Here is a 24,564-nt window from a genome sequence, read left to right as displayed (position 1 = left end):
CAGGCAACACATCATTCAATGACACACCGCTTTCGCGAGCAAGCCCGCTCCCACATTGAACGAGGCCCCCATGAACAACGCTCTGAACCAGCTCCAGCCCTACCCGTTCGAAAAGCTCCGCGCCCTGCTTGGCACGGTCACGCCGAACCCGGACAAACGCCCGATCGCCCTGTCGATCGGCGAGCCGAAACATCGCTCGCCAAGCTTTGTCGCCGAAGCGCTGGCGAACAATCTGGATCAGATGGCGGTGTATCCGACCACCCTCGGCATCCCGGCCCTGCGCGAAGCCATCGCCGGCTGGTGCGAACGTCGTTTTGGCGTACCGAGCGGCTGGATCGATCCGGCGCGCAATGTGCTGCCGGTCAACGGTACCCGCGAAGCGCTGTTCGCTTTCACCCAGACCGTGGTCAACCGTGGCGACGATGCACTGGTGGTCAGCCCGAACCCGTTCTATCAGATCTACGAAGGCGCAGCGTTCCTCGCCGGGGCCAAGCCGCACTACCTGCCTTGCCTGGACGAAAACGGCTTCAACCCGGATTTCGACGCCGTGTCACCGGACATCTGGAAACGCTGCCAGATCCTGTTCCTGTGCTCGCCAGGCAACCCGACCGGCGCGCTGATCCCGGTTGATGTACTGAAAAAACTCATCGCCCTGGCCGACGAATACGACTTTGTGATCGCCGCCGACGAGTGCTACAGCGAACTGTACTTCGACGAACAGACCCCGCCGCCAGGCCTGCTCAGCGCCTGCGTCGAACTGGGCCGCAAGGACTTCAAGCGTTGCGTGGTGTTCCACAGCCTGTCCAAGCGCTCCAACCTGCCGGGCCTGCGCTCCGGTTTCGTCGCCGGTGACGCAGATATCCTCAAAGGTTTCCTGCTGTACCGCACCTACCACGGTTGCGCGATGCCGGTGCAAACCCAAATGGCCAGCGTTGCGGCGTGGAATGACGAAGTGCATGTACGCGCCAACCGTGCGCTGTACCGCGAGAAGTTCGACGCAGTGCTGGCAATTCTCAGCCCGGTGATGGACGTACAGCGTCCGGACGGCAGCTTCTACCTCTGGCCGAACGTGGCCGGTGACGATGCCGCATTCTGCCGCGACCTGTTCGAGCAGGAACATGTGACTGTCGTGCCAGGCTCGTATCTGTCGCGCGAGGTCGACGGCGTGAATCCGGGCGCCGGGCGCGTGCGCATGGCACTGGTTGCGCCTTTGGCTGAATGTGTTGAAGCTGCAGAACGGATCCGCGACCTCATCACCCGCCAACACTGAGTTTTTAATATCCGTGCCAGTCATCTGGCACGGACATACCCCTCAAGTTACATTTAAAACCACTTTACGACTACTCCAGACACTGCCCGAAGCTTAATCTCGCGCAGTGGTTTTTTGCATGCGCGAAACAACCAAAAAGACAAATCAAGGAGCAAGACAAAGCATGGACAACTTTCAATATTGCACGCTGCAAAAACCGGCTAAAGAACTCAAATCCAGCACCCTCAACAACAGCCGAAAAAAACGCTCATTGGTGCACTACGACAAACTTTGGCCAAGCCGACACACTCTGAAAATAGCTTTCATGGATAACCCAACTCCGGAACACAAAGATAAAATCATTGCCGCCGCCGAAAAATGGCTTCCTTATATCAGTTTGAAGTTTGAGTTCGTTGAAGGCGTAGAGGGTGAGATCCGAATCGCCACCGAGGGTGTGGTGAACAGTTCATTTCTGGGTACCGATGCACTGGATATGTTTCCTGACACGCCAACCATGAACCTTGGCATCGACCCCGAACACGAAGACTTCGAGACGGTCGTCATCCACGAGTTTGGCCACGCACTCGGCGCGATGCACGAACACCAGCACCCCAAGGCGCAAATCCCCTGGAATAAAGAAAATGTTTACAACTACTACCAGAACAGACCGATGAATCCACTGTCGCGAGGCGAAGTTGACGACAATATATTTACGCCTTTTGACGATGCCGACGCGCTTTACTTGCCATACGATCGAAAATCCATCATGCACCATCCTGTTCCCAACAATTTGACGCTTGGCAATTGGGCGAATCCGACCAATCGCGAAATCAGTGATAAAGACAAACAGCTCATGCAGTTGATTTACCCACGTTGAATCACATCTTTACCGTGCCAGTTCTGTTGGCACGGTAATCCGTCATAAAATCGTACACATATCCAATTTACCTGCTCAGGCGCAGCAACTAGCATCCTTCATTCAAAGCGACTTTCCGGGAACAACAAGCAACCCGAGAAGTTACATATGACGAACGAAAACATGGATGTTCAGTTATGCACTCAACCCGGCTTCAGCCAAACAAAAAAACCGAAACCACACGCACCTCCCGCAACATCAAATGCACTTCGGAGGTTCAGTAAAATGTGGGCTAAAAACAATCCGGCAAAATTCTGGACTCCCGGCAGCACTCTCCGCATCGCCTTCCTCAACGGTACGCAGGAATTCAAGGACGCGACCATTGCCGCTGCCAGCAACTGGTTGCCGCACATCAACTTGAAATTCGATTTCGTTGAAGGTGAAGTGGGCGACATCCGCATACTCAGTCAGGAAGGAACGTTTTCCTCCCGGATAGGTACGGATGCTCTGCTACATCCCGATGAGCCGACCATGACACTCTGGCCGCATCCGAGTCTGCCACGTTACTTCGCAGCCAATGTCATGCATGAGTTCGGTCACATGCTGGGCGCGGAGCATGAACAGACCAATCCCACGGCAGATATTCCCTGGGACAAGCCAGCCATCTATGCACAATTTGGAATCACCGCCGACCCGGAAGAAGACGACTCCCAGGCCAGCGTGACGCGCAAACGCCTGCACGACTGGTACTTTGACCGCGGCAATCCCGACGAAAGCATTTATTCGGAATACGATCCAAAGTCGATCATGCACTATCGGATCAGCCAGTCCTGGACCATCGGAGACTTCCAGCTCTTCATTAATCTGGATCTCAGCGAAAAGGACAAAATCTTCATGGCGAACGCTTATCCCTGCCCCGCGAGTGAGTGAGCGCATCAGGTCCATGTCGGCTATTTGACCTGCCCCAGATTCGCTTCGCTTAAATCCAGGTCTGCCAAAACCTCGCGCAACACGTCATCACCGATCTGGTGCTGACGGCTGAGGCTATACAGCTCCAGGCGTTGCGCCCGCAACGCCTTCAAGCGCAAGCGGCGTTCCAGCAGATCCATCTGGAACGCCAGCGCCTGGGCTTCGGCGGAGTCGTTGAATACATCGAGCTGATGACGATACTCGGACATGATCCGAGCCTTGAGTTCCGCCGAGAGTGCGGCCTGCGCCGCATCCTGCGGGCCGACCTCTTCGGTTTCCAGCGCATGGATCGCCGCCTCGGCGGTCTTGCGCCAGGCATCGCGCACTTCCTGACGGCGTTTGTCGTCCGGGCTTTTTTCGATGCCACGCAGCAGCAACGGCAAGGCGATGCAGGCGCAAATCAGCGACAACAGAATCACCCCGGCGGCGATGAAAATCAGCAGATCACGCTCGGGGAACGCCTCGCTCCCCATCAACATCGGCACCGACATCACACCGGCCAGCGTCACCGCCCCGCGCACACCACCGACGGTCAGCAACCAGCAGGATCGCGCGGTCGGCACTTGCGTCAGGTCACCCTTGCCGCGCAGCCGTCGCAGCAGTACCGACAAACGCCAGATGCTCTGTACCCAGATAAAGCGCAACAGCACCAGTGCGAGGAAAATCGCCACCACATCGAGGCCACGGTACAGCAGCGTCGGCCACAACGTCGCTTCGTGACTGACCACCGCTTTGATGATGTCCGGCAATTGCAGGCCCAGCAGCAGAAAGATCAGACCGTTGAAGGCAAATTCGAGCAATGACCACACGCTGCGATTGAGCAGGCGGGTGCTGGTCTGCCGTGGCAACAGATCGAGCCAGCTCTGCATCATCCCCGCCGCGACGGCCGAAAGAATCCCCGATGCGCCCAGTCGCTCGGCCAGTACATAGGCGGCGAACGGCAGCAGCAACATGAACACCACGTGGGTGGCCGGATCATCCCAGCCACGGGCGATCATCCACGCGCGCAAGCGCCCGACCAGCCAGCTCAGCGCGACGCCGACGGCCAAGCCCCCGACCGCCACCAGCACGAACGTCAGGCTGGCATTGGCCAGCGAGAACACCCCGGTCACCGCCGCCACCAAGGCAAACTTGAACGTCACCAGACCCGAGGCATCGTTCATCAGCGCCTCGCCTTGCAGGATGTGCATCAGCGGCGTCGGCAGGCGGTTCTGCGAAATCGCCGAGACCGCCACGGCGTCAGTCGGCGAGAGCACGGCGGCCAGCGCGAAGGCCACCGGCAACGGAATGCTCGGCAACAGCCAGTGAATGAAGTACCCGGCGCCGACCACGGTGAACAGCACCAGACCGACCGCCAGCGTCAGGATCGGCCCGCGCAGATGCCAGAACTCGCGTTTGGGCATGCGCCAACCGTCGGAAAACAGCAGCGGGGGCAGGAACAGAAACAGGAACAATTCGGGGTCCAGCGCGACGTGCAGGCCCAGCGTCGGCCAGGCCAGCAAGGCACCGGCGGCGATTTGCACGAGGGGTAGCGGCAGCGGGATGACCCGTCCGACCAGCCGGGAGACGCTGACCAGCATCAGCAGGATCAGGACGGTATAAGCGGTTTGCATAAAGCGGAAATCTCAGACAATCGACAGCGTTGAACTGCCATATTAGCCGCTTAGGATGCGTCTGACCGTTGCACCTATGTCGCAGCCCTGTCGCAAATCCCCTTGTGGGAGCGGGCTTGCTCGCGAATGCGGTGGGTCATTGAGCAATGATTTCGACTGACACGGCCCTTTCGCGAGCAAGCCCGCTCCCACAGGGTAATCTGCAAGCAGATAAACCTCGGCGCCGCGAAACCGTTTGGTCATGGCATAATCCGACACCATTTTTTTCCAGCACCTGTAAAGGGGGCGATTCCTTGACCGTTTCAAGTAAAACGTTGCACCTTTTCGGCATCAAAGCCTGCGACACCATGAAGAAGGCGCGCACCTGGCTCGATGAACACGCTGTCAGCTACGACTTCCACGATTACAAAACCGCCGGTATCGACCGTGAGCACCTGACCCAATGGTGTGACGAGCACGGCTGGCAAACGGTGTTGAACCGTGCAGGCACGACCTTTCGCAAACTCGACGACGAACGTAAAGCCGATCTCGACCAGTCGAAAGCCATCGAACTGATGCTCGCTCAACCCTCGATGATCAAGCGCCCGGTGCTCGATCTCGGTGACCGAACCCTGATTGGCTTCAAGCCAGACATCTACGCGGCCGCACTCAAGTAAGCAGCCCGTCACTTATTGCTAGAGGTATTCACATGTCCAACTCTCTGTTCAGCATCGCCTTTGGTGTCGGCACGCAAAACCGTCAAGGCGCCTGGCTGGAAGTGTTCTACGCTCAGCCACTGCTCAACCCGTCGGCCGAACTGGTCGCCGCTGTTGCGCCGATCCTCGGTTACACCGAAGGCAACCAGGCCATCACCTTCACCACTGCACAGGCTGCGCAACTGGCTGAAGCGGTCAAAGGCATCGACGCCGTTCAAGGCAAGCTGCTGACCCGTCTGGCCGAGAGCCACAAGCCACTGGTCGCCACCCTGCTGGCCGAAGACACACAACTGACCTCGACGCCTGAGGCGTACCTCAAGCTGCACCTGCTGTCGCATCGTCTGGTCAAACCACACGGCGTAAGCCTGGCCGGGATCTTCCCGCTGCTGCCGAACGTGGCCTGGACCAGCCAGGGTGCAATCGACCTGAGCGAACTGGCCGAACTGCAACTGGAAGCGCGTCTGCGCGGCGAGCTGCTGGAAGTGTTCTCGGTGGACAAGTTCCCGAAAATGACCGACTACGTGGTGCCGGCCGGCGTGCGTATCGCTGACGCGGCACGTCTGCGTCTGGGCGCTTACGTGGGCGAAGGCACCACCGTGATGCACGAAGGCTTCATCAACTTCAACGCCGGCACCGAAGGCCCGGGCATGATCGAAGGCCGCGTGTCCGCTGGCGTGTTCGTCGGCAAGGGTTCGGACCTGGGCGGCGGCTGCTCGACCATGGGCACCCTGTCGGGCGGCGGCAACATCGTGATCAAGGTGGGTGAAGGCTGCCTGATCGGCGCCAACGCCGGTATCGGTATCCCGTTGGGCGACCGCAACACCGTCGAGTCGGGCCTGTACGTGACCGCCGGCACCAAGGTGGCGCTGCTGGACGAGCACAACAACCTGGTCAAGGTTGTGAAGGCGCGTGAACTGGCCGGTCAGACTGACCTGCTGTTCCGTCGCAATTCGGAAACCGGTGCCGTGGAATGCAAAACCCACAAATCGGCGATCGAGCTGAACGAAGCGCTGCACGCTCACAACTAAGCAGCCACATGATCCCCCCTGTGGGAGCGGGCTTGCTCGCGAAGGCGTAGTGTCATTCAGCAACTTATTGACTGACAGGACGCATTCGCGAGCAAGCCCGCTCCCACAAGGTTCGGCGTACATCCCGCCCCTCTTCACCAGGGCTGAAAACTGTGATGATTCCCTCCCCCTGGCGCGCCGACTTTCCGGCCATCGCCGCCCTGCAACGGCAAGACCAGACCTATCTGGACAACGCCGCCACCACGCAAAAACCCCAGGCCCTGCTCGACGCGCTAACGCACTACTACGCCAACGGCGCGGCCAATGTGCATCGTGCGCAGCATCTGCCCGGCGCCCACGCGACGCAGGCGTTCGAAGACAGTCGGCTCAAGGTTGCCCAGTGGCTGAATGCCGGTGACAGCGGGCAGATCATCTTCACCCATGGCGCCACCAGTGCGCTGAATCTCCTGGCCTACGGCCTGGAACATCTTTTCCACCCGGGCGATGAAATTGTCATCAGCGCCCTGGAGCATCACGCCAACCTGCTGCCGTGGCAGCAACTGGCACAGCGTCGCGAGCTGAAACTGGTGATCCTGCCGCTGGACGCCGACGGGGTGATCGACCTCGGCGCCGCTGTGCGTCTGATCACCCCGCGCACTCGCTTGCTGGCGGTCAGTCAGCTGTCCAACGTGCTCGGTGCCTGGCAACCGCTACCAGCGCTGCTGGCGATGGCCAAGGCGCACAAGACGCTGACCGTGGTCGATGGCGCCCAGGGTGTGGTGCATGGTCGCCACGATGTGCAGGCGATGGGTTGCGACTTCTATGTGTTTTCCAGCCACAAGCTGTACGGCCCCGATGGCCTCGGCGTGCTATTCGGGCGCAACAAGGCGCTTGAGCAACTGCGGCCGTGGCAGTTCGGCGGCGAAATGGTGCTGGAAGCCAATTATCACGATGCACGCTTCCGCCCTGCTCCGCTGGGCTTCGAAGCGGGCACGCCGCCGATTGCCAGCGTGATTGGCCTCGGCGCAACCCTCGACTATTTGGCCGGGCTGGATCAGGACGCGGTGTCGGCCCACGAAGCGGCGCTGCACGCCTACCTGCTGCAAGGCCTGGCCGCGCGCAACGGCATTCGTCTGCTGGGCAAGCCGCAATTGGCGCTGGCGAGTTTTGTCGTCGAGGGCGTGCACAACGCCGATCTGGCGCATCTTCTGACCGAGCAAGGCATCGCCGTGCGCGCCGGGCATCACTGCGCCATGCCGTTGCTGAAAAGCTTTGAGCTGGCCGGGGCGATCCGCGTTTCGCTGGCGCTGTACAACGACTCCGAGGATCTGGAGCGTTTCTTCGAAGCGCTGGATCAGGCCCTGGAGTTGCTGCGATGAGCCTGCCGCTCGCCGCTGCCGAAGCGCTGCAGACCTTTCAGAATGCTGCCGGCTGGGAACAGCGCGCACGGTTGCTGATGCAGTTTGGCGATCGTCTGCCGCCGCTGGATGACGCGGACAAATGTGAAGCCAATCGCGTGCATGGCTGTGAGAGCCAAATGTGGCTGGTGGGTGAGTTGCAGGACGGTCACTGGCAGTTCAGCGCTGCCAGCGATGCGCGGATGATTCGTGGGTTGGTGGCGTTGCTGCTGTTGCGGGTCAACGGCTTGAGCGCTGCCGAGTTGCAGCAGGTAGATTTGCCCGATTGGTTCAATCAGCTGGGACTTTCGCGGCAGTTGTCGCCTTCGCGCAGTAATGGCTTGAATGCCGTGCTCCAGCGGATGAATGAGTTGGCTAAATAAAGCGGCTGCTTCGCAGCCATCGCGAGCAGGCTCACTCCTACAATTGGAATGCGTCCCCCTGTAGGAGTGAGCCTGCTCGCGATGAGGCCCTCAGCCCCAGAATCAAACCTGAGGCTTCACCCGATCCGCTGGCCGCCGCACACCCGCCACAATCTTATCCACAGCCTTGGTCGCCGCGACCATGCCGAACGTCGCCGTGACCATCATCACCGCGCCAAACCCGCCGGCGCAGTCGAGCTTCACCCCGTCGCCGACAAAACTCTTCTGCAAACAGATGCTGCCGTCCGGTTTCGGATAGCGCAGTTGTTCGGTGGAGAACACACACGGCACGCTGTAATGGCGAGTCACGGTACGCGAGAAGCCATAGTCGCGGCGCAACGTCGAACGCACTTTCGAGGCCAATGGATCGTTGAACGTGCGGTTGAGGTCGCAGACCTGAATCAGCGTCGGATCGATCTGCCCACCCGCACCGCCCGTGGTGATGATCTGGATCTTGCGGCGTTTGCACCAGGCGATCAGTGCAGCCTTGGCGTTGACCGCGTCGATGCAGTCGATCACGCAGTCGATGTTCGGCGTGATGTACTCGGCCATGGTGTCGCGGGTCACGAAGTCCGCCACCGCATGCACCGTACAATCCGGATTGATCCCGCGCAGGCGCTCGGCCATCACTTCGACCTTGGGTTTGCCGACGGTGCTGTCCAGCGCATGCAACTGGCGGTTGGCGTTGCTGACGCAGACGTCGTCGAGGTCGAACAGCGAAATCTCGCCCACGCCACAGCGGGCCATGGCTTCCGCCGCCCAGGAACCGACGCCACCGACGCCGACAATCGCCACATGGGCCGCACGCAGGCGCTCAAGGCCCTCGATGCCATACAAACGGGCGATGCCTGCAAACCGCGGATCTTCTGTACTCATGACCATTACCCCAAAAACCGGCGCGCATTATAGGGCCGTCGGCGGCCAAGAGCATCTTTGACGCTATGAACGGTGAATGCCGCCGTTTTCACACAACCTTTGTGGCGAGGGAGCTTGCTCCCGCTGGGTCGCGAAGCGGCCCTCAAAAAGCGGCCTGCTTCGCAGGCCCAGCGGGAGCAAGCTCCCTCGCCACGGGAATTGCTATAACTGAATAACAAAGTTTTCTCTTACAAGCTGTTACTAAAGAACTTAAATCAGGTTGGACTGCCCAATGTCGGGCATTTTCCTGCCCGGTGTACGAGCAGTGAACTGCCGGTGTAGGATTCGCGCCCTTTTGGCGTAAGCCGATCCGTTCCTTCGTTCCACAGCCTTTGGAACCCGAAATAGCTATGTCATCGCGTAAATTTGGTCTCAACCTGGTGGTGGTTCTGGCAATCGCCGCCCTGTTCACCGGTTTCTGGGCGCTGATCAATCGCCCGGTCTCCGCGCCCAACTGGCCGGAACAGATCTCCGGTTTTTCCTATTCGCCATTCCAGCAGGGCCAATTCCCGCAGAAGGATCAGTATCCGACTGACGACGAAATGCGCCGCGACCTGGAGATCATGAGCAAGCTGACGGACAACATCCGCATCTACTCGGTCGACGGTTCGCTGCAGGACATCCCGAAACTGGCGGAAGAATTCGGTCTGCGCGTGACCCTCGGGATCTGGATCAGCCCCGATCAGGAACGCAACGAGCGCGAGATCCAGCGCGCCATCGAACTGGCCAACACCTCGCGCAGCGTGGTTCGTGTGGTGGTCGGTAACGAGGCGATCTTCCGCAAGGAAATCACTGCCGAGCAACTGAGCGTGCTGCTGGATCGCGTACGCGCAGCGGTGAAAGTGCCGGTGACCACCTCCGAGCAGTGGCACGTCTGGGAAGAACACCCGGAACTGGCCAAGCACGTTGACCTGATCGCTGCGCACGTGCTGCCGTACTGGGAATTCATTCCGGTCGACAAGGCCGGACAGTTCGTCTTCGACCGCGCCCGTGACCTGAAAAAGCTGTTCCCGAAAAAGCCGCTGCTGCTGTCCGAAGTCGGCTGGCCGAGCAACGGGCGCATGCGCGGTGGCGCCGATGCGTCGCCAGCGGATCAGGCGATCTACCTGCGCACACTGGTCAACAAGCTCAACCGCCAAGGCTTCAACTACTTCGTGATCGAAGCGTTCGACCAGCCGTGGAAGGCCAGTGACGAAGGTTCGGTGGGCGCCTACTGGGGCGTGTTCAACGCCGCCCGCCAGCAGAAATTCAACTTCGAAGGCCCGGTCGTCGCCATCCCGCAATGGCGCGTGCTGGCCATCGGTTCGGTGGTGCTGGCGCTGCTGTCGCTGACCCTGCTGATGATCGACGGCTCGGCCCTGCGCCAGCGTGGCCGCACCTTCCTGACCTTTATCGCGTTCCTTTGCGGTTCGGTGCTGGTGTGGATCGGTTACGACTACAGCCAGCAATACAGCACGTGGTTCAGCCTGACGGTGGGTTTCCTCCTGGCACTGGGTGCGCTCGGGGTGTTCATCGTGTTGCTCACCGAGGCCCATGAACTGGCCGAAGCGGTGTGGATTCACAAGCGTCGGCGCGAATTCCTGCCAGTGATCGGTGATTCGCACTACCGGCCGAAAGTCTCGATCCACGTGCCCTGCTACAACGAGCCGCCGGACATGGTCAAACAGACCCTCGACGCCCTCGCGGCCCTCGATTACCCGGACTATGAAGTCCTGATCATCGACAACAACACCAAGGACCCGGCCGTCTGGGAGCCGGTGCGCGACTACTGCGCCACCCTCGGCCCGCGTTTCAAGTTCTTCCACGTTTCGCCCCTGGCCGGGTTCAAGGGCGGTGCGCTGAACTACCTGATTCCGCACACCGCCAAGGACGCCGAAGTGATCGCGGTGATCGACTCCGACTACTGCGTGCATCCGAACTGGCTCAAGCACATGGTGCCGCACTTCGCCGATCCGAAAATCGCCGTGGTGCAGTCGCCGCAGGACTATCGCGACCAGAACGAAAGTACCTTCAAGAAGCTCTGCTACGCCGAATACAAAGGCTTCTTCCACATCGGCATGGTCACCCGTAACGACCGCGACGCGATCATTCAGCACGGCACCATGACCATGACCCGCCGTTCGGTTCTGGAAGAGCTGGGCTGGGCCGACTGGTGCATCTGTGAAGACGCCGAACTCGGTCTGCGCGTGTTCGAAAAAGGCCTGTCGGCGGCGTATTACCACGACAGCTACGGCAAGGGTCTGATGCCGGATACGTTTATCGACTTCAAGAAGCAGCGTTTCCGCTGGGCCTACGGCGCAATCCAGATCATCAAGCGCCACACCCGCAGCCTGCTGCGCGGCAAGGACACCGAGCTGACCCGTGGCCAGCGTTACCACTTCCTCGCGGGCTGGCTGCCATGGGTCGCGGACGGCATGAACATCTTCTTCACCGTCGGCGCCCTGCTGTGGTCGGCGGCGATGATCATCGTGCCGCAACGGGTCGATCCGCCGCTGCTGATTTTCGCAATCCCGCCATTGGCGCTGTTCGTGTTCAAGGTCGGCAAGATCATCTTCCTCTACCGTCGCGCCGTGGGCGTGAACCTCAAGGATGCGTTCTGCGCGGCACTGGCCGGCCTGGCGTTGTCGCACACCATCGCCAAAGCGGTGCTGTACGGCTTCTTCACCAGCAGCATTCCGTTCTTCCGCACGCCGAAAAACGCCGACAACCATGGTTTCTGGGTGGCGATTTCCGAAGCGCGGGAAGAGCTGTTCATCATGCTGCTGTTGTGGGGCGCGGCGCTGGGGATCTACCTGGTGCAGGGCATTCCGAGCAACGACATGCGCTTCTGGGTGGCGATGCTGCTGGTGCAGTCGCTGCCATACCTGGCCGCGCTGATCATGGCGTTCCTCTCGTCGCTGCCAAAACCTGCGACAGCGCCTGAACCGGCGCCTGTCGTCTAATTCCTCTTTGATCCACTAAACGGCGGCCAATGGTCGCCGTTTTGCTTTAAGATAACCGCCATTTTGCAGGGCTTGGCGGGATACACGGTCTGACTGACCGGACACCATCCCCTGTAGGAGTGAGCCTGCTCGCGATTGCGTTGTAACAATCAATGTTTAAGTTGACTGACACACTGCAATCGCGAGCAGGCTCACTCCTACAGTCAGTCCGCGCCCACATTCATGACTCCGGAGTTTTCCATGACGGCCCACGCCGACCTTTCGCCGACCCTCCAACTCGCCATCGACCTGATCCGCCGTCCGTCCGTGACGCCGGTCGACGCCGATTGCCAGAAGCAGATGATGCAGCGCCTGGGCGATGCCGGTTTCACCCTCGAGCCGATGCGCATCGAGGACGTGGACAACTTCTGGGCCACCCACGGCAACGACGACGGCCCGGTGCTGTGCTTCGCCGGCCACACCGACGTGGTGCCGACCGGTCCGGTGACCGCCTGGCAGATCGACCCGTTCAACGCGGTGATCGATGAACACGGCATGCTCTGCGGTCGCGGCGCGGCGGACATGAAAGGCAGCCTGGCGTCGATGACCGTGGCCGCCGAGCGCTTTGTCGCCGACTTCCCGGACCACAAGGGCAAGGTCGCGTTCCTCATCACCAGCGACGAAGAAGGCCCGGCGCACCACGGCACCAAGGCTGTGGTGGAACGTCTGGTGGCGCGCAAGGAGCGTCTGGACTGGTGCATCGTCGGCGAACCGTCGAGCACCACACTGGTCGGTGACGTGGTGAAAAACGGTCGTCGCGGCTCGCTGGGCGCCAAGCTCACCGTGCGCGGTGTGCAGGGTCACGTGGCCTACCCGCATCTGGCGAAGAACCCGATCCACCTCGCCGCCCCGGCCTTGGCCGAACTGGCCGCCGAGCACTGGGATCATGGCAACGATTTCTTCCCGCCGACCAGTTTCCAGATTTCCAACCTCAACTCGGGCACCGGCGCGACCAACGTGATCCCGGGTGATCTGGTGGCGGTGTTCAACTTCCGCTTCTCCACCGAATCCACCGTCGAAGGCCTGCAGAAACGTGTGGCCGACATTCTCGACAAACACGATCTGGACTGGCACATCGACTGGGCGCTGTCCGGCCTGCCGTTCCTCACCGAGCCGGGCGCGCTGCTCGACGCGGTGTCGTCGAGCATCAAGGACATCACCGGCCGCGAGACCAAGGCGTCGACCAGCGGCGGCACTTCCGATGGCCGTTTCATCGCGACCATGGGCACGCAGGTTGTTGAACTGGGCCCGGTCAACGCGACCATTCACCAGGTCAACGAGCGCGTACTGGCGGCCGATCTCGACGTGCTGACCGAGATCTACTACCAGACCCTGATCAAGTTGCTCGCCTGATGCTCGCGTGCCCGATCTGCAGTGAACCGCTGAACAGCGTCGACAACGGCGTGGTCTGCCCCGCCGGCCACCGCTTCGACCGTGCGCGTCAGGGCTACCTGAACCTGTTGCCGGTACAGCACAAGAACAGCCGTGACCCTGGCGACAATCAGGCGATGGTCGAGGCGCGCCGCGACTTCCTGAATGCCGGGCATTACGCGCCGGTGGCCAAGCGTCTGGCCGAACTGGCGGCAAGTTATGCGCCGGCACGCTGGGTCGATATTGGTTGCGGTGAGGGTTACTACACCGCACAGATCGCCGATGCCCTGCCGAACGCCGATGGCTACGCGCTGGATATCTCCCGCGAGGCGGTCAAACGCGCCTGCAAACGTAATCCGGCAATCACCTGGTTGATCGCCAGCATGGCCCGCGTGCCATTGGCGTCGGGCAGTTGCCAGTTTCTCGCCAGCGTTTTCAGCCCTCTGGACTGGGCAGAAGCCAAGCGCCTGCTCAGCGTCGGCGGCGGCCTGATGAAGGTCGGCCCGACCAGCGGCCACCTGATGGAACTGCGCGAACGTCTGTACGACGAAGTGCGCGAATACACCGACGACAAGCATCTGGCCCTGGTGCCGGAAGGCATGGCGCTGGCGCACAGCGAAACTCTGGAATTCAAACTGACGCTGGACAAGCCCGAGGATCGCGCCAACCTGTTGGCGATGACGCCCCACGGCTGGCGCGCCAGTGCCGAACGCCGCGCCGCCGTGATCGAACAGGCCGAGTCGTTCGTGACCACCGTGTCGATGCGCTACGATTATTTCGTTCTTCAATAACTTTTGGTCTCGGGTAAGTGCCCGGGGCCGGCTAAATCCGCGAATGGATTTTTCAGACCCGCAGTGAGGACATCCATGCGCCAACCGGATATCGAGATTTACCTGAAAGACGCCGACGTCGACCACAAGGCGATTTCAGCCTGGCTCGGTGAGGCTCTGGGCCCGTGCAGCGACTGGGTACAGAAAGGCCAGACCTACAAGTGCAAGGCCGGCAACATCCCGGTGACCTGGTTGCCGAAAGCCGTGGGCAAGTGGAACAGCCTGTACCTGGAAAGCGATGCGACCCCATGGGACGACGACATCGCCTGCGCCCGTGCAGCTTTCGCCGCGCTGAACGTCGAAGTGCGTTGCGCACCGGGAACGTGGGTCGAGGAAGAGGGTGAGGAAACGGCTGATCGCTGGATTCGCATCAGCGAAGACGGTGAAGAAGAGATCACCTGGAAAACCGCGTAACAACAGTCAACGCAGATCCAAATGTGGGAGCGGGCTTGCTCGCGAATGCGTCGTGTCATTCAGCACATGTGTAGCTGATACACCGCATTCGCGAGCAAGCCCGCTCCCACATTTGGTTTTGGGGTGTTTTGGAGGGTTGTATTACAGACCTACCACATCCTCAGCCTGCAAACCCTTCTCGCCAGTAATCACCGCATACTCAACCTGCTGACCTTCAGTCAGCGAGCGATGCCCTTCGCCACGGATCGCGCGGTAGTGCACGAACACGTCCACCCCGTCGTCGCGCTGAATGAAGCCGTAGCCCTTGGCGTCGTTGAACCACTTCACATTGCCGGTTTCACGTGTTGCCATCTGTTCATACTCCTTTTTTATTATTGAACAGGCTTTTCGCAGGAAAGCCTTTGCGGAACGTCAGCCTGCGCCCGACGTCCATAAAGGGCCCCGGCGACAGATTGCCGAGTATATGACAGGCGCAAAAAGTCTCAACAGGAGATTACTTCGCCGCTTTTTTGCCGATTTTCGACTAATACGGCAAACTGTCGACCGCCCGAGCAAACGCTCGGTTTTATCCACTCACGCAGAAGCCGTATGACCCGTTCCCCGTTCCGCCGTCTTGTGTTTGGCACCTTGCGCCGACTGTTGTACCTCTGGGTTCGCTCGGAGACGATCAACCAGTCGTCGTTCACCCTCAACCTCGACCGCAGTCGTCCGGTGTTCTACGTCCTGCAAAATCCCTCGCTCACCGATCTGGCAGTAGTCGACACCGAGTGCACCAAGGCCGGTCTGCCGCGTCCGGTGCTGCCGGTGTCGGTGGGGCCGTTGATCGAACCGGCGGCGTTTTTCTATCTGACGCCGGACCCGGACTGGCTCGGTCGTCAGGACAAGCGCGGCGCACCGCCGACCCTGACCCGTCTGGTCAGCGCCCTGACCCAGAACGCCGCCGAGGACGCACAGATCATTCCGGTCAGCGTGTTCTGGGGCCAGTCGCCGGACAGCGAAAACAGCCCGTGGAAGCTGCTGTTCGCCGACAGTTGGGCGGTCACCGGGCGCCTGCGTCGGCTGCTGAGCATCATCGTCCTCGGGCGCAAGACCCGCGTGCAGTTCTCCGCGCCGATTCACCTGCGCGAACTGATCGACCACAACAAGGGCCACGAACGCACCGTGCGCATGGCCCAGCGCATCCTGCGCGTGCACTTCCGCAATCTGAAAGCCGCCGTCATCGGCCCGGACATCTCGCACCGTCGTAACCTGGTCAAAGGCCTGCTCAACCAGCCGCTGGTCAAGCAAGCGATCCTCGACGAAGCCGAACGCGAGAACATCTCCCCGGAAAAAGCCAAGGCCCAGGCCCTGCGCTACGGCAACGAAATCGCCTCGGACTACACCTACACCGCGATCCGCTTCCTCGAAGTGGTGCTGAGCTGGTTCTGGAACAAGATCTACGACGGGATCAAGGTCAACCACATCGAAGGCGTGCAAAAGGTCGCACAGGGTCACGAAGTGATCTACGTGCCGTGCCACCGCAGCCACATCGACTACCTGCTGCTTTCGTATCTGCTGTTCCGCAACGGCCTGACACCGCCGCACATCGCCGCCGGAATCAACCTGAACATGCCGGTGATCGGCAGCCTGCTGCGTCGTGGCGGCGCGTTCTTCATGCGCCGCACGTTCAAGGGCAATCCGCTGTACACCTCGGTGTTCAACGAATACCTGCACACCCTGTTCACCAAAGGTTTCCCGGTCGAGTACTTCGTCGAGGGCGGCCGCTCGCGCACCGGGCGCATGCTGCAACCGAAAACCGGCATGCTCGCGATCACGATGCGCAGCTTCCTGCGTTCGTCGCGGATGCCGATCGTTTTCGTGCCGGTGTACATCGGTTACGAGCGCGTGCTGGAAGGTCGTACCTACCTCGGCGAACTGCGTGGCGCGAGCAAGAAGAAAGAGTCGATCTTCGACATCTTCAAAGTCATCGGCGCGCTCAAGCAGCGCTTCGGTCAGGTCGCTGTGAACTTCGGCGAGCCGATCAAACTCGCGGAATTCCTCGACAGCGAACAGCCAGACTGGCGCCAGCAGGAACTCGGCCCGCAGTACAAACCGGCGTGGCTCAACGAGACCACCAACCGCCTTGGCGAGAAAGTCGCGCAGCACTTGAACGAAGCAGCGGCGATCAACCCGGTCAATCTGGTGGCGCTGGCGCTGCTCTCGACCACCCGCCTGGCACTGGACGATCGGGCCATGGCGCGGGTGCTGGATCTGTATCTGGCGCTGCTGCGCAAAGTCCCGTATTCGCCGCACACGACCCTGCCGGAAGGCGATGGCCGCGCGCTGATCGAGCATGTAAAGGACATGGATCTGCTGTCCGAGCAGAACGATGCGCTGGGCAAGATTCTCTATCTGGACGAGCAGAACGCCGTCCTGATGACCTACTACCGCAACAACGTGCTGCACATCTTCGCCTTGCCGGCGCTGCTGGCGAGCTTCTTCCAGAGCACCTCGCGCATGAGCCGCGAGCAGATCCTGCGCTACACCCGCGCACTGTATCCGTACTTGCAATCGGAGCTGTTCATTCGCTGGAGCCTGGAGGAACTGGACGGCGTGGTCGATCAATGGCTGGAAGCCTTCGTCGAGCAAGGCCTGCTGCGTTTCGAGAAGGACGTGTACATGCGTCCGGCGCCAAGTTCGCGGCACTTTGTGCTGCTGACCCTGCTGTCGAAAAGCATCGCGCAGACCTTGCAGCGCTTCTACATGACCGTGTCCCTGCTGCTCAACAGCGGCCAGAACAGCATCAGCGCCGAAGAGCTGGAGGATCTGTGCACGGTCATGGCCCAGCGCCTGTCGATCCTCCACGGTCTGAATGCCCCGGAGTTCTTCGACAAGAGCCTGTTCCGCCACTTCATCCAGACCCTGCTCGACCTCGACGTGCTGCGCCGCGACGAAGCGGGTAAGCTGAGCTACCACGAACTGCTCGGAGAACTGGCCGAAGGCGCGGCCAAACGCGTGTTGCCGGCGGAGATTCGCCTGTCGATTCGTCAAGTGGCCTTGCATCGCAGTGAAGATGCCGCCGAAACAGCGGATACACCACAAGTCTGAAACTTGCTGACAACTAACGGGCGCGCACTTCAATGGCCCCGTTAGTTGATTCATGGATTAATAGGCGCAACCCACCAATCACGATACGGATATCGAGATGAGCCTGTTAACCGAAGAAACTTGCGCAGTAATCCTGGACTTCCGCCTACCGCCCGAATTCCATGCGCCTGCCGATGGTGTCAATGAAACCATTGTCAGCGTCAAAGTTTTCAATTCCCAATCGCCTATTAACATCAAGGACTGGCACCGTGCTGCGATCTTCGACGCCGGCTGGAAATTTGACTTCCCTCATCACTACGGCGATGTAGGCGTCAGGTACCAAGTCAATGTGCAGATCCTTCATGACCAAATACCGTTGCTGATCGAGCAGGACTACTTCGTCACTGTCAACAACACTCCCCATCGCCAAACCCTGCACCTGAGCCCGATCGGGTTTCTATATGTCGAGGCTCAAGAAGCCGAGATTGTTGCGCCAGAAGAAGCGGTCACCATCAGTCTGCATGAAGCAGAGTCTCCCGAAGTTGAGCTGGTGCATGTCAAACAGGACGAACAGTCAGTCTCCGGGTTTTATCTGAAATATGATCCTGACAGCGTTATACCCGGTAAACGCTATGCACTGACGGGTATTGAAAACCGCTACCATCAACGTCTTGTGATCTCGCCTGAACAAGTCGAACTGGCTCCCGCGATGCCCAACACAAGCGCGCTGTCGTTTCAGAAATTAATGCAGTGGCTGGAAAAACCCTTACGTTTGTTCACTGACGCTGGCACCAAAATCCGCTAGATTTCCTTCGGCGCCGGGATTCTTCCGGCGCAACCGTCTCAGAGGTCCCGATGAAAAAACTCACCCTTCTCGCCGCAGCTACCCTGTTGAGCGCCTGCCAGTCGACCACCCCCGCCGGCAAAGTCGGCCTCGACGGCGAAGTGTTCTACCTGCAACGCATCGCCCTGCCACCAAGCGCGACCCTGAGCGTGAGCCTGCAGGACGTGTCGCTGGCCGACGCACCGGCGGTGGTCATCGACGAACAGAAAGGCCCGGTCAAAGGCCAGGTGCCGCTGCCGTTCCACTTGAGTTACGATCCGGCCCAGGTCAAACCCGGCCACCGCTACTCGGTCAGCGCGCGCATCGAAGTCAACGGCGAGCTGATGTTCATCACCACCGAGAACCACGCCGTGCAACTGGACGGCAACGATCCGCAGCCGCTGAAAATCCGCGTCGACGCCATTCGCTAATTGTCTTTCAAGGAAGCTGCCATGCTCCGCCCTACCCTTCGCTTCGCCGGCCTGTGCGCGGGCCTGATGATCTCTGCCAGCGCCCTGGCACTGTCGCTCAGCGACCTCTCGCAACAAGACGCCACCGGCGGCCTCAAGGACGCCCTGACCCAAGGCGCGCAAATCGCCGTCAAACAACTCGGCACCACGGGCGGCTTCAGCAACAACCCGGAAGTGAAAATCGAACTGCCGGGCAAACTCGGCAAAGTCGCCGGCAAGATGAAAGCCTTCGGCATGGGCGCCCAGGTCGACGAACTCGAAACCGCCATGAACAAGGCCGCAGAAAGCGCCGTAACCCAGGCCCAGCCGATCCTCGTCGACGCCGTGAAGAAAATGACCGTGGCCGACGCCAAGGGCATCCTCAGCGGCGGCACTGACTCGGCCACCCAATACCTGGACAAAACCAGCCGCGAACAGATCCGCGCCAAGTTCCTGCCCATCGTCAAACAAGCCACCGACAAAGTCGGCGTCGCACAAAAGTACAACGCCTTCGCCGGCCAGGCCGCGACCCTGGGGGTGGTGGATGCGAAGAGCGCCAACGTCGAAAACTACGTCACTGAACAAGCGCTCAATGGCCTGTTCGAAATGATCGGCAAACAGGAAGAAACCATTCGCAAGAATCCGGCTGCTGCAGCGACGGGTCTGGCGAAGAAAGTGTTCGGCACCTTGTAATTTTTGCCGCGGCACGAAAAAGCCCGCTGAACCTGTGAAGGTCAGCGGGCTTTTTGTTGCGTGTCAGCCTTGCGGATCGACTTGATCGAGGACGCGGTTAACCGACAGCTCCGCGAGCGAAATCATCTGCTGGATACCGAGAAGCTGACTGCACGTCGGACCGCTCAGGGTAAACGCCAACTCACTGGCCATGACATTGGCCGAGGCCAGCGTTTCACAGGCATGGGCGAGCAAGGTTTCGGAATCGACTTCGGGGAGGACAGTGAAGATTGTGCTGGGCTGAGTGACGGGTTTGGGCTGTTTTTCAGGCTGGGGCAGGAGGTAGTGATCGAGCGCACGCAGGGCTGCGTCGTGGAGCTTGCGCGAGTCGAGGAAGGCGTAGGGAGAGACGGGGTCGGTTGGTCGTTCGGGGGTGGATTCTGGTGCGGATTCGGGGGGATTCGGGGTGTGTTTGAACATGGTGGAACTCCTGAAGTAGTGGAGCCGCCACCGTTCGCTGCGAAACGAATGTAAGGTGGCAGCTGTACGCAGGTTCGCAGACCGGGACTTCAGGCACCCGGCATACCCGAAGGTATCCCGCGCACAACCGCCATGACACAGGCATAAAAAAGCGCCCGCTTTCGGATGGTGGACGCTGTGCGTCTGAAGTTTAACCGGGCTGCGAAACCCGGTCGCTGATTTTTGCAGCGACACACTCAGGCTAGAGATCGCGCTTCCGACGGGCAACCTGAAAACCTTGTGGGAAGGTTCTGGTTATCTGGAACATTTTTAAACAGAGCAAAGAGGTTGGGTGGCTGGGCGGGCCTCTTCGCGAGCAAGCTCGCTCCCACAGTGGGATTGGGTGCAGGCAGTTGGAGATTGGTCGACTGTCAGGCCGCCTTCGCGAGCAAGCCCGCTCCCACATTTGGATTGGGTGTGTGCAGTTGGAGATTGGTCGGCTACTAAACCGCCATCGCGAGCAGGCTCACTCCTACAGTGGGATTGGGTGCAGGCAGTTGGAGATTGGTCGACTGTCAGGCCGCCTTCGCGAGCAAGCCCGCTCCCACATTTGGATTGGGTGTGTGCAGTTGGAGATTGGTCGGCTACTAGACCGCCATCGCGAGCAGGCTCACTCCTACAGAGGGATTGGGTGTGGGCAGTTGGAGATTGGTCGGCTACTAGGCCGCCATCGCTGGCAAGCCAGTTCCCACAGTGGGATTGGCTGCGGTCAGTGGGAGATTGGTCGGCTGTCAGGCCGCCATCGCGAGCAGGCTCACTCCTACAGTGGGTTGGGTGAGTCAGTTAGAGCCTGGTCGGCTGTCAGGCCGCCATCGCTGGCAAGCCAGCTCCCACAGAAAAGCAAAGCAGTCCAGACAAACCGCATGCTTTTCACCACTCAAATGGCCGAGTGTCAGCTCGCCGAAAGCTCTTGATCTTGCCGTGCTGGCCCCTTCGGCAGGCTGAGTGGAGGGGTTTATCCGGGGGTGGGAGCGCAGCGACCTTTCGACGAAGTCGAACACATCGAGAGGAGGTGCAGCGAAGCAAACCGGAGGCGATGCCCCCGGATGAACCCCGCAACGAAGGAACCCGAGCCTAAGCGAGGGCCGTACGCCGGGGCCAAGACCTTTGCTTCCTTTGGGGCGTTTGCCAAAGGGAGTCGCTGTAAAAGCGAAACCGCCAGCGGCAGCACCCGAAGCAATGGATATTCACAAAGAACACCCAGAACCTGGTCGGCCCAAAGGCCGCCAAGTCCAAAACCATCAAGCGTCGCGACGCACCCGGAACCAGGCCGCATACAAAGCAGGCAAAAACAAAAGCGTCAAAGCCGTAGCCACAATCAACCCCCCCATGATCGCCACCGCCATCGGCCCGAAAAACACACTGCGCGACAAAGGAATCATCGCCAGCACCGCCGCCAAAGCCGTCAACACAATCGGCCGAAACCGCCGCACCGTCGCCTCGATAATCGCCTGCCAAGGCTTGAGACCAGAGGCAATATCCTGCTCGATCTGATCCACCAGAATCACCGAGTTACGCATGATCATCCCCGACAGCGCGATCGTCCCCAGCATCGCCACAAACCCGAACGGCTGGCGGAACACCATCAGAAACAACACCACCCCGATCAACCCCAGCGGTGCCGTCAGAAACACCATCGCCGTACGCGAGAAACTGCGCAGTTGCACCATCAGCAGCGTCAGCACCACCACAATGAACATCGGCACCCCGGCATTCACCGACTTCTGCCCACGCTCCGAATCCTCCACCGTACCGCCAACATCCAGCAGATACCCGTCAGGCAATTCGGCACGGATCGGATCCAGCGTCGGCTCGATCTGCTTGACCAGCGTCGCCGGTTGCTCCTTGCCATAAATGTCCGCACGCACAGTCACGGTCGGCAGACGATTACGGTGCCAGATGATCCCTTCCTCAAACCCGTACTCCAGCGTGGCAATCTGCGACAGCGCCACACTGCGACCGTTATCGGTCGGCACCGCCAGACTCGGCAGCAACGTCAACTCGGTGCGCTCATGCACCGTGCCGCGCAGCAGAATCTCGATCAACTCGTTGTCCTCGCGGTACTGGCTGACACTCGAGCCGGTCAGCGAACTCTGGAGGAATTTCGCCAGATTGGCCGTGCTCACACCGAGCGCCCGGGCACGGTCCTGATCGATGTTCAGGTACACCACTTTGCTCGGCTCTTCCCAATCCAGGTGCACGTTGACCACATGCGGGTTCTCGCGCACCTTGGCCGCCACTTTGCGCGCCAGCGCACGGACTTCCTCGATGTGCTCACCGGTGACGCGAAACTGCACCGGATAGCCAACCGGCGGACCGTTTTCCAGACGCGTAACCCGCGAACGCAGAGTCGGGAATTGCTCGTTAAGGGTCTCGATCAACCAGGTGCGCAGTGTCTCGCGCTCTTCGATGTTTTTCGCCAATACCACAAACTGAGCGAAGCTCGCCGCCGGCAGTTGTTGATCCAGCGGCAGGTAGAAACGCGGCGAGCCGGTGCCGACATACGCCACGTAGTTATCGATGCCGGCGTGATCCTTGAGCATCGCTTCCAGGCGTTTGACCTCGGCCGTGGTGTTGGCCAGCGACGCACCTTCAGCCAGCTTCAGATCGACCATCAATTCCAGTCGGTTGGAGGCCGGGAAGAACTGCTGCGGCACGAAACGGAACAGCATCACCGACGCAATGAACAGACCTACGGTCAGCACAATCACGGTTTTTCGATGCGCCACGCACCACTCCACCAGACGTCGAACCCGTTGATAAAACGGCGTGCCATACGGGTCGGCCTGGCCGTCAGTCGTGCCGTGTTTGGCCGCATGAATTTTCGCCAGATCCGGCAGGAGTTTTTCCCCCAGATACGGCACGAACATCACCGCTGCCACCCATGAGGCGAGCAAGGCGATGGTCACTACCTGAAAGATCGAACGGGTGTATTCGCCGGTGCCGGACTGCGCGGTGGCGATCGGCAGAAACCCGGCTGCAGTGATCAGCGTACCGGTGAGCATCGGGAACGCGGTGCTGGTCCAGGCGTAGCTTGCGGCCTTGATCCGGTCGAAACCCTGCTCCATTTTGATCGCCATCATTTCCACGGCGATGATCGCGTCGTCCACCAGCAAGCCCAGCGCCAGCACCAGCGCGCCGAGCGAGATCTTGTGCAGTCCGATGCCGAGGTAATACATGCAGGCGAAGGTCATCGCCAGCACCAGCGGAATGGTCAGCGCAACCACCATGCCGGTGCGCACGCCGAGGGAGAAGAAGCTCACCAGCAACACGATCGCCAGTGCCTCGACCAGCACCTGGACGAACTCGCCGACCCCGGTTTTCACCGCTGCCGGTTGGTCGGACACCTTGCGCAGTTGCATGCCGGCCGGGAGGTTTTTCTGCAAACGCGAGAACTCGCCTTCCAGCGCTTTGCCCAGCACCAGAATGTCGCCGCCGTCCTTCATCGCCACCGCAAGACCAATGGCGTCTTCGCCCATGAAGCGCATGCGCGGCGCCGGTGGATCGTTGAAACCGCGATGCACATCGGCGACATCGGAGATGCGGAACGTCCGGTCACCGACGCGGATCGGGAAGTTCTTGATCTCCTCGACCGTCTGAAAATTCCCCGAAACCCGCAGTTGTACACGCTCGCTGCCGGTTTCAAAGAAGCCGGCGGTGGACACCGCGTTCTGCTCTTGCAGCGCTTGCTGCACGGCCGCCAGTGGCAAGCCAAGGGTGGCGAGTTTGACGTTGGACAGTTCGACCCAGATCTTCTCGTCCTGCAAACCGAGCAGGTCTACCTTGCCGACATCCTTGACCCGCTGCAGCTGGATCTGGATACGGTCGGCGTAATCCTTGAGCACCGCGTAGTCGAAACCGTCGCCGGTCAGCGCGTAAATGTTGCCGAACGTGGTGCCGAATTCATCGTTGAAGAACGGCCCCTGAATATCCGGCGGCAAGGTCTGACGAATGTCGCTGACCTTTTTGCGCACCTGGTACCAGAGGTCGGGAATTTCCTTGGAATGCATCGAATCGCGGGCAATAAACGTGACCTGCGATTCACCCGGGCGGGAGAACGACACGATACGTTCGTACTCGCCGGTTTCCATCAATTTCTTTTCGATGCGTTCAGTGACCTGACGCGAGACTTCCTGCGCGGTCGCTCCCGGCCAGCGGGTCTGAATGACCATGGCCTTGAAGGTGAACGGCGGGTCTTCGCTCTGGCCGAGCTTGGTGTAGGACAAGGCGCCGACGATGGCCAGCAAAAGCATCAGGAACAGTACGATCTGGCGATTACGCAGCGCCCATTCAGAAAGGTTGAAGCGCATCGGGAC

At 60.3% G+C, this 24,564-nt stretch carries 20 protein-coding genes; 15 read left to right on the top strand and 5 right to left on the bottom strand.

Annotated elements, in window-relative coordinates; all coding sequences use genetic code 11:
- Positions 1–70: 70 nt before the first annotated feature.
- From dapC to KCG87_RS09430, 3 genes are all read left to right on the top strand, one after another.
- Positions 71–1,270 (top strand): succinyldiaminopimelate transaminase, encoded by a 1,200-nt coding sequence (gene dapC / locus KCG87_RS09440; RefSeq protein WP_210558094.1) that lies wholly within the window; start codon positions 71–73, stop codon positions 1,268–1,270.
- 163 nt (positions 1,271–1,433) lie between these two features.
- The gene (locus tag KCG87_RS09435; RefSeq protein ID WP_134785541.1) at positions 1,434–2,126 is read left to right on the top strand and encodes a M12 family metallopeptidase; all 693 of its coding nucleotides are present in this window, start codon (positions 1,434–1,436) and stop codon (positions 2,124–2,126) included.
- A 147-nt stretch (positions 2,127–2,273) separates the two neighbouring features.
- Complete coding sequence (locus tag KCG87_RS09430) at positions 2,274–3,035, top strand: hypothetical protein (RefSeq protein WP_223849621.1); 762 nt, start codon at positions 2,274–2,276, stop codon at positions 3,033–3,035.
- 20 nt (positions 3,036–3,055) lie between these two features.
- Here KCG87_RS09430 and KCG87_RS09425 read toward each other — a convergent pair whose 3' ends face one another.
- Positions 3,056–4,687 (bottom strand): Na+/H+ antiporter, encoded by a 1,632-nt coding sequence (locus KCG87_RS09425; RefSeq protein ID WP_134785540.1) that lies wholly within the window; start codon positions 4,685–4,687, stop codon positions 3,056–3,058.
- A gap of 293 nt (positions 4,688–4,980) precedes the next feature.
- Between KCG87_RS09425 and KCG87_RS09420 the strand changes: the two genes are divergently transcribed.
- From KCG87_RS09420 to KCG87_RS09405, 4 genes are all read left to right on the top strand, one after another.
- Positions 4,981–5,343, top strand: coding sequence for an ArsC family reductase (locus KCG87_RS09420; protein ID WP_003222107.1), 363 nt, complete (start codon positions 4,981–4,983; stop codon positions 5,341–5,343).
- A 32-nt stretch (positions 5,344–5,375) separates the two neighbouring features.
- Positions 5,376–6,410 (top strand): 2,3,4,5-tetrahydropyridine-2,6-dicarboxylate N-succinyltransferase, encoded by a 1,035-nt coding sequence (dapD, locus tag KCG87_RS09415; protein ID WP_085697324.1) that lies wholly within the window; start codon positions 5,376–5,378, stop codon positions 6,408–6,410.
- A 152-nt stretch (positions 6,411–6,562) separates the two neighbouring features.
- On the top strand, positions 6,563–7,768 hold the full coding sequence (locus KCG87_RS09410) for a cysteine desulfurase (protein ID WP_210558097.1): 1,206 nt from the start codon (positions 6,563–6,565) through the stop codon (positions 7,766–7,768).
- A complete protein-coding gene (locus KCG87_RS09405; protein WP_210558100.1) occupies positions 7,765–8,169 on the top strand; it encodes a SufE family protein in 405 nt (134 codons plus the stop codon). Before KCG87_RS09410 ends, KCG87_RS09405 begins: the two co-directional genes overlap by 4 nt.
- Positions 8,170–8,271: 102 nt before the next feature.
- Here the strand turns inward: KCG87_RS09405 and tcdA are convergent, their stop codons facing one another.
- Positions 8,272–9,090 (bottom strand): tRNA cyclic N6-threonylcarbamoyladenosine(37) synthase TcdA, encoded by an 819-nt coding sequence (gene tcdA / locus KCG87_RS09400; protein ID WP_003222099.1) that lies wholly within the window; start codon positions 9,088–9,090, stop codon positions 8,272–8,274.
- Between the two features lie 383 nt (positions 9,091–9,473).
- Here tcdA and KCG87_RS09395 point away from each other — a divergent pair, with 383 nt between their 5' ends.
- The 4 genes from KCG87_RS09395 (at position 9,474) to KCG87_RS09380 (ending at position 14,719) form a co-directional block, all read left to right on the top strand.
- On the top strand, positions 9,474–12,065 hold the full coding sequence (locus KCG87_RS09395) for a glycosyltransferase (protein WP_134785538.1): 2,592 nt from the start codon (positions 9,474–9,476) through the stop codon (positions 12,063–12,065).
- A gap of 240 nt (positions 12,066–12,305) precedes the next feature.
- On the top strand, positions 12,306–13,457 hold the full coding sequence (gene dapE / locus KCG87_RS09390) for a succinyl-diaminopimelate desuccinylase (RefSeq protein WP_210558104.1): 1,152 nt from the start codon (positions 12,306–12,308) through the stop codon (positions 13,455–13,457).
- Entirely contained in the window at positions 13,457–14,266 is an 810-nt protein-coding gene (locus KCG87_RS09385) for a putative RNA methyltransferase (protein ID WP_210558107.1), read from the top strand. Before dapE ends, KCG87_RS09385 begins: the two co-directional genes overlap by 1 nt.
- Before the next feature lie 75 nt (positions 14,267–14,341).
- A complete protein-coding gene (locus tag KCG87_RS09380) occupies positions 14,342–14,719 on the top strand; it encodes a hypothetical protein (RefSeq protein WP_134785536.1) in 378 nt (125 codons plus the stop codon).
- A gap of 141 nt (positions 14,720–14,860) precedes the next feature.
- On the opposite strand, the gene KCG87_RS09375 is transcribed toward KCG87_RS09380, so the two are convergent.
- Positions 14,861–15,070 (bottom strand): cold-shock protein, encoded by a 210-nt coding sequence (locus KCG87_RS09375; protein WP_016771489.1) that lies wholly within the window; start codon positions 15,068–15,070, stop codon positions 14,861–14,863.
- A 237-nt stretch (positions 15,071–15,307) separates the two neighbouring features.
- Between KCG87_RS09375 and plsB the strand changes: the two genes are divergently transcribed.
- From plsB to KCG87_RS09355, 4 genes are all read left to right on the top strand, one after another.
- A complete protein-coding gene (gene plsB / locus KCG87_RS09370) occupies positions 15,308–17,806 on the top strand; it encodes a glycerol-3-phosphate 1-O-acyltransferase PlsB (protein WP_210558109.1) in 2,499 nt (832 codons plus the stop codon).
- A 97-nt stretch (positions 17,807–17,903) separates the two neighbouring features.
- Complete coding sequence (locus KCG87_RS09365; RefSeq protein ID WP_134785534.1) at positions 17,904–18,590, top strand: hypothetical protein; 687 nt, start codon at positions 17,904–17,906, stop codon at positions 18,588–18,590.
- Between the two features lie 50 nt (positions 18,591–18,640).
- Positions 18,641–19,039: a YbaY family lipoprotein gene (locus KCG87_RS09360; protein WP_098967439.1), complete on the top strand. Its 399-nt coding sequence runs from the start codon at positions 18,641–18,643 to the stop codon at positions 19,037–19,039.
- Positions 19,040–19,060: 21 nt separating this feature from the next.
- Entirely contained in the window at positions 19,061–19,750 is a 690-nt protein-coding gene (locus KCG87_RS09355; RefSeq protein WP_210558112.1) for a DUF4197 domain-containing protein, read from the top strand.
- 63 nt (positions 19,751–19,813) lie between these two features.
- Here KCG87_RS09355 and KCG87_RS09350 read toward each other — a convergent pair whose 3' ends face one another.
- Complete coding sequence (locus KCG87_RS09350; protein WP_135295048.1) at positions 19,814–20,209, bottom strand: DUF6124 family protein; 396 nt, start codon at positions 20,207–20,209, stop codon at positions 19,814–19,816.
- 1,280 nt (positions 20,210–21,489) lie between these two features.
- Positions 21,490–24,558 carry an efflux RND transporter permease subunit gene (locus tag KCG87_RS09345; protein WP_096795818.1) on the bottom strand — a complete coding sequence of 1,023 codons (3,069 nt, stop codon included), beginning with the start codon at positions 24,556–24,558 and terminating at the stop codon, positions 21,490–21,492.
- Positions 24,559–24,564: the final 6 nt, after the last annotated feature.

It is taken from the genome of Pseudomonas sp. MWU347, from assembly GCF_017947305.1.
In the GTDB taxonomy this organism is placed as follows: domain Bacteria; phylum Pseudomonadota; class Gammaproteobacteria; order Pseudomonadales; family Pseudomonadaceae; genus Aquipseudomonas; species Aquipseudomonas putida_A.
This window is presented reverse-complemented; position numbering and strand designations above follow the sequence as displayed.

Excerpts from the sequence above, each read along its gene's own strand:
- dapE (WP_210558104.1), top strand. The coding sequence starts at position 12,306 with ATGACGGCCCACGCCGACCTTTCGCCGACCCTCCAACTCGCCATCGAC.
- KCG87_RS09430 (WP_223849621.1), top strand. The coding sequence starts at position 2,274 with ATGACGAACGAAAACATGGATGTTCAGTTATGCACTCAACCCGGCTTC.
- KCG87_RS09365 (WP_134785534.1), top strand. The coding sequence starts at position 17,904 with ATGAGCCTGTTAACCGAAGAAACTTGCGCAGTAATCCTGGACTTCCGC.
- KCG87_RS09375 (WP_016771489.1), bottom strand. The coding sequence starts at position 15,070 with ATGGCAACACGTGAAACCGGCAATGTGAAGTGGTTCAACGACGCCAAG.
- dapC (WP_210558094.1), top strand. The coding sequence starts at position 71 with ATGAACAACGCTCTGAACCAGCTCCAGCCCTACCCGTTCGAAAAGCTC.
- KCG87_RS09435 (WP_134785541.1), top strand. The coding sequence starts at position 1,434 with ATGGACAACTTTCAATATTGCACGCTGCAAAAACCGGCTAAAGAACTC.
- KCG87_RS09385 (WP_210558107.1), top strand. The coding sequence starts at position 13,457 with ATGCTCGCGTGCCCGATCTGCAGTGAACCGCTGAACAGCGTCGACAAC.
- KCG87_RS09350 (WP_135295048.1), bottom strand. The coding sequence starts at position 20,209 with ATGTTCAAACACACCCCGAATCCCCCCGAATCCGCACCAGAATCCACC.
- KCG87_RS09395 (WP_134785538.1), top strand. The coding sequence starts at position 9,474 with ATGTCATCGCGTAAATTTGGTCTCAACCTGGTGGTGGTTCTGGCAATC.
- KCG87_RS09345 (WP_096795818.1), bottom strand. The coding sequence starts at position 24,558 with ATGCGCTTCAACCTTTCTGAATGGGCGCTGCGTAATCGCCAGATCGTA.
- KCG87_RS09360 (WP_098967439.1), top strand. The coding sequence starts at position 18,641 with ATGAAAAAACTCACCCTTCTCGCCGCAGCTACCCTGTTGAGCGCCTGC.
- KCG87_RS09380 (WP_134785536.1), top strand. The coding sequence starts at position 14,342 with ATGCGCCAACCGGATATCGAGATTTACCTGAAAGACGCCGACGTCGAC.
- tcdA (WP_003222099.1), bottom strand. The coding sequence starts at position 9,090 with ATGGTCATGAGTACAGAAGATCCGCGGTTTGCAGGCATCGCCCGTTTG.
- dapD (WP_085697324.1), top strand. The coding sequence starts at position 5,376 with ATGTCCAACTCTCTGTTCAGCATCGCCTTTGGTGTCGGCACGCAAAAC.
- KCG87_RS09425 (WP_134785540.1), bottom strand. The coding sequence starts at position 4,687 with ATGCAAACCGCTTATACCGTCCTGATCCTGCTGATGCTGGTCAGCGTC.
- KCG87_RS09355 (WP_210558112.1), top strand. The coding sequence starts at position 19,061 with ATGCTCCGCCCTACCCTTCGCTTCGCCGGCCTGTGCGCGGGCCTGATG.
- plsB (WP_210558109.1), top strand. The coding sequence starts at position 15,308 with ATGACCCGTTCCCCGTTCCGCCGTCTTGTGTTTGGCACCTTGCGCCGA.
- KCG87_RS09405 (WP_210558100.1), top strand. The coding sequence starts at position 7,765 with ATGAGCCTGCCGCTCGCCGCTGCCGAAGCGCTGCAGACCTTTCAGAAT.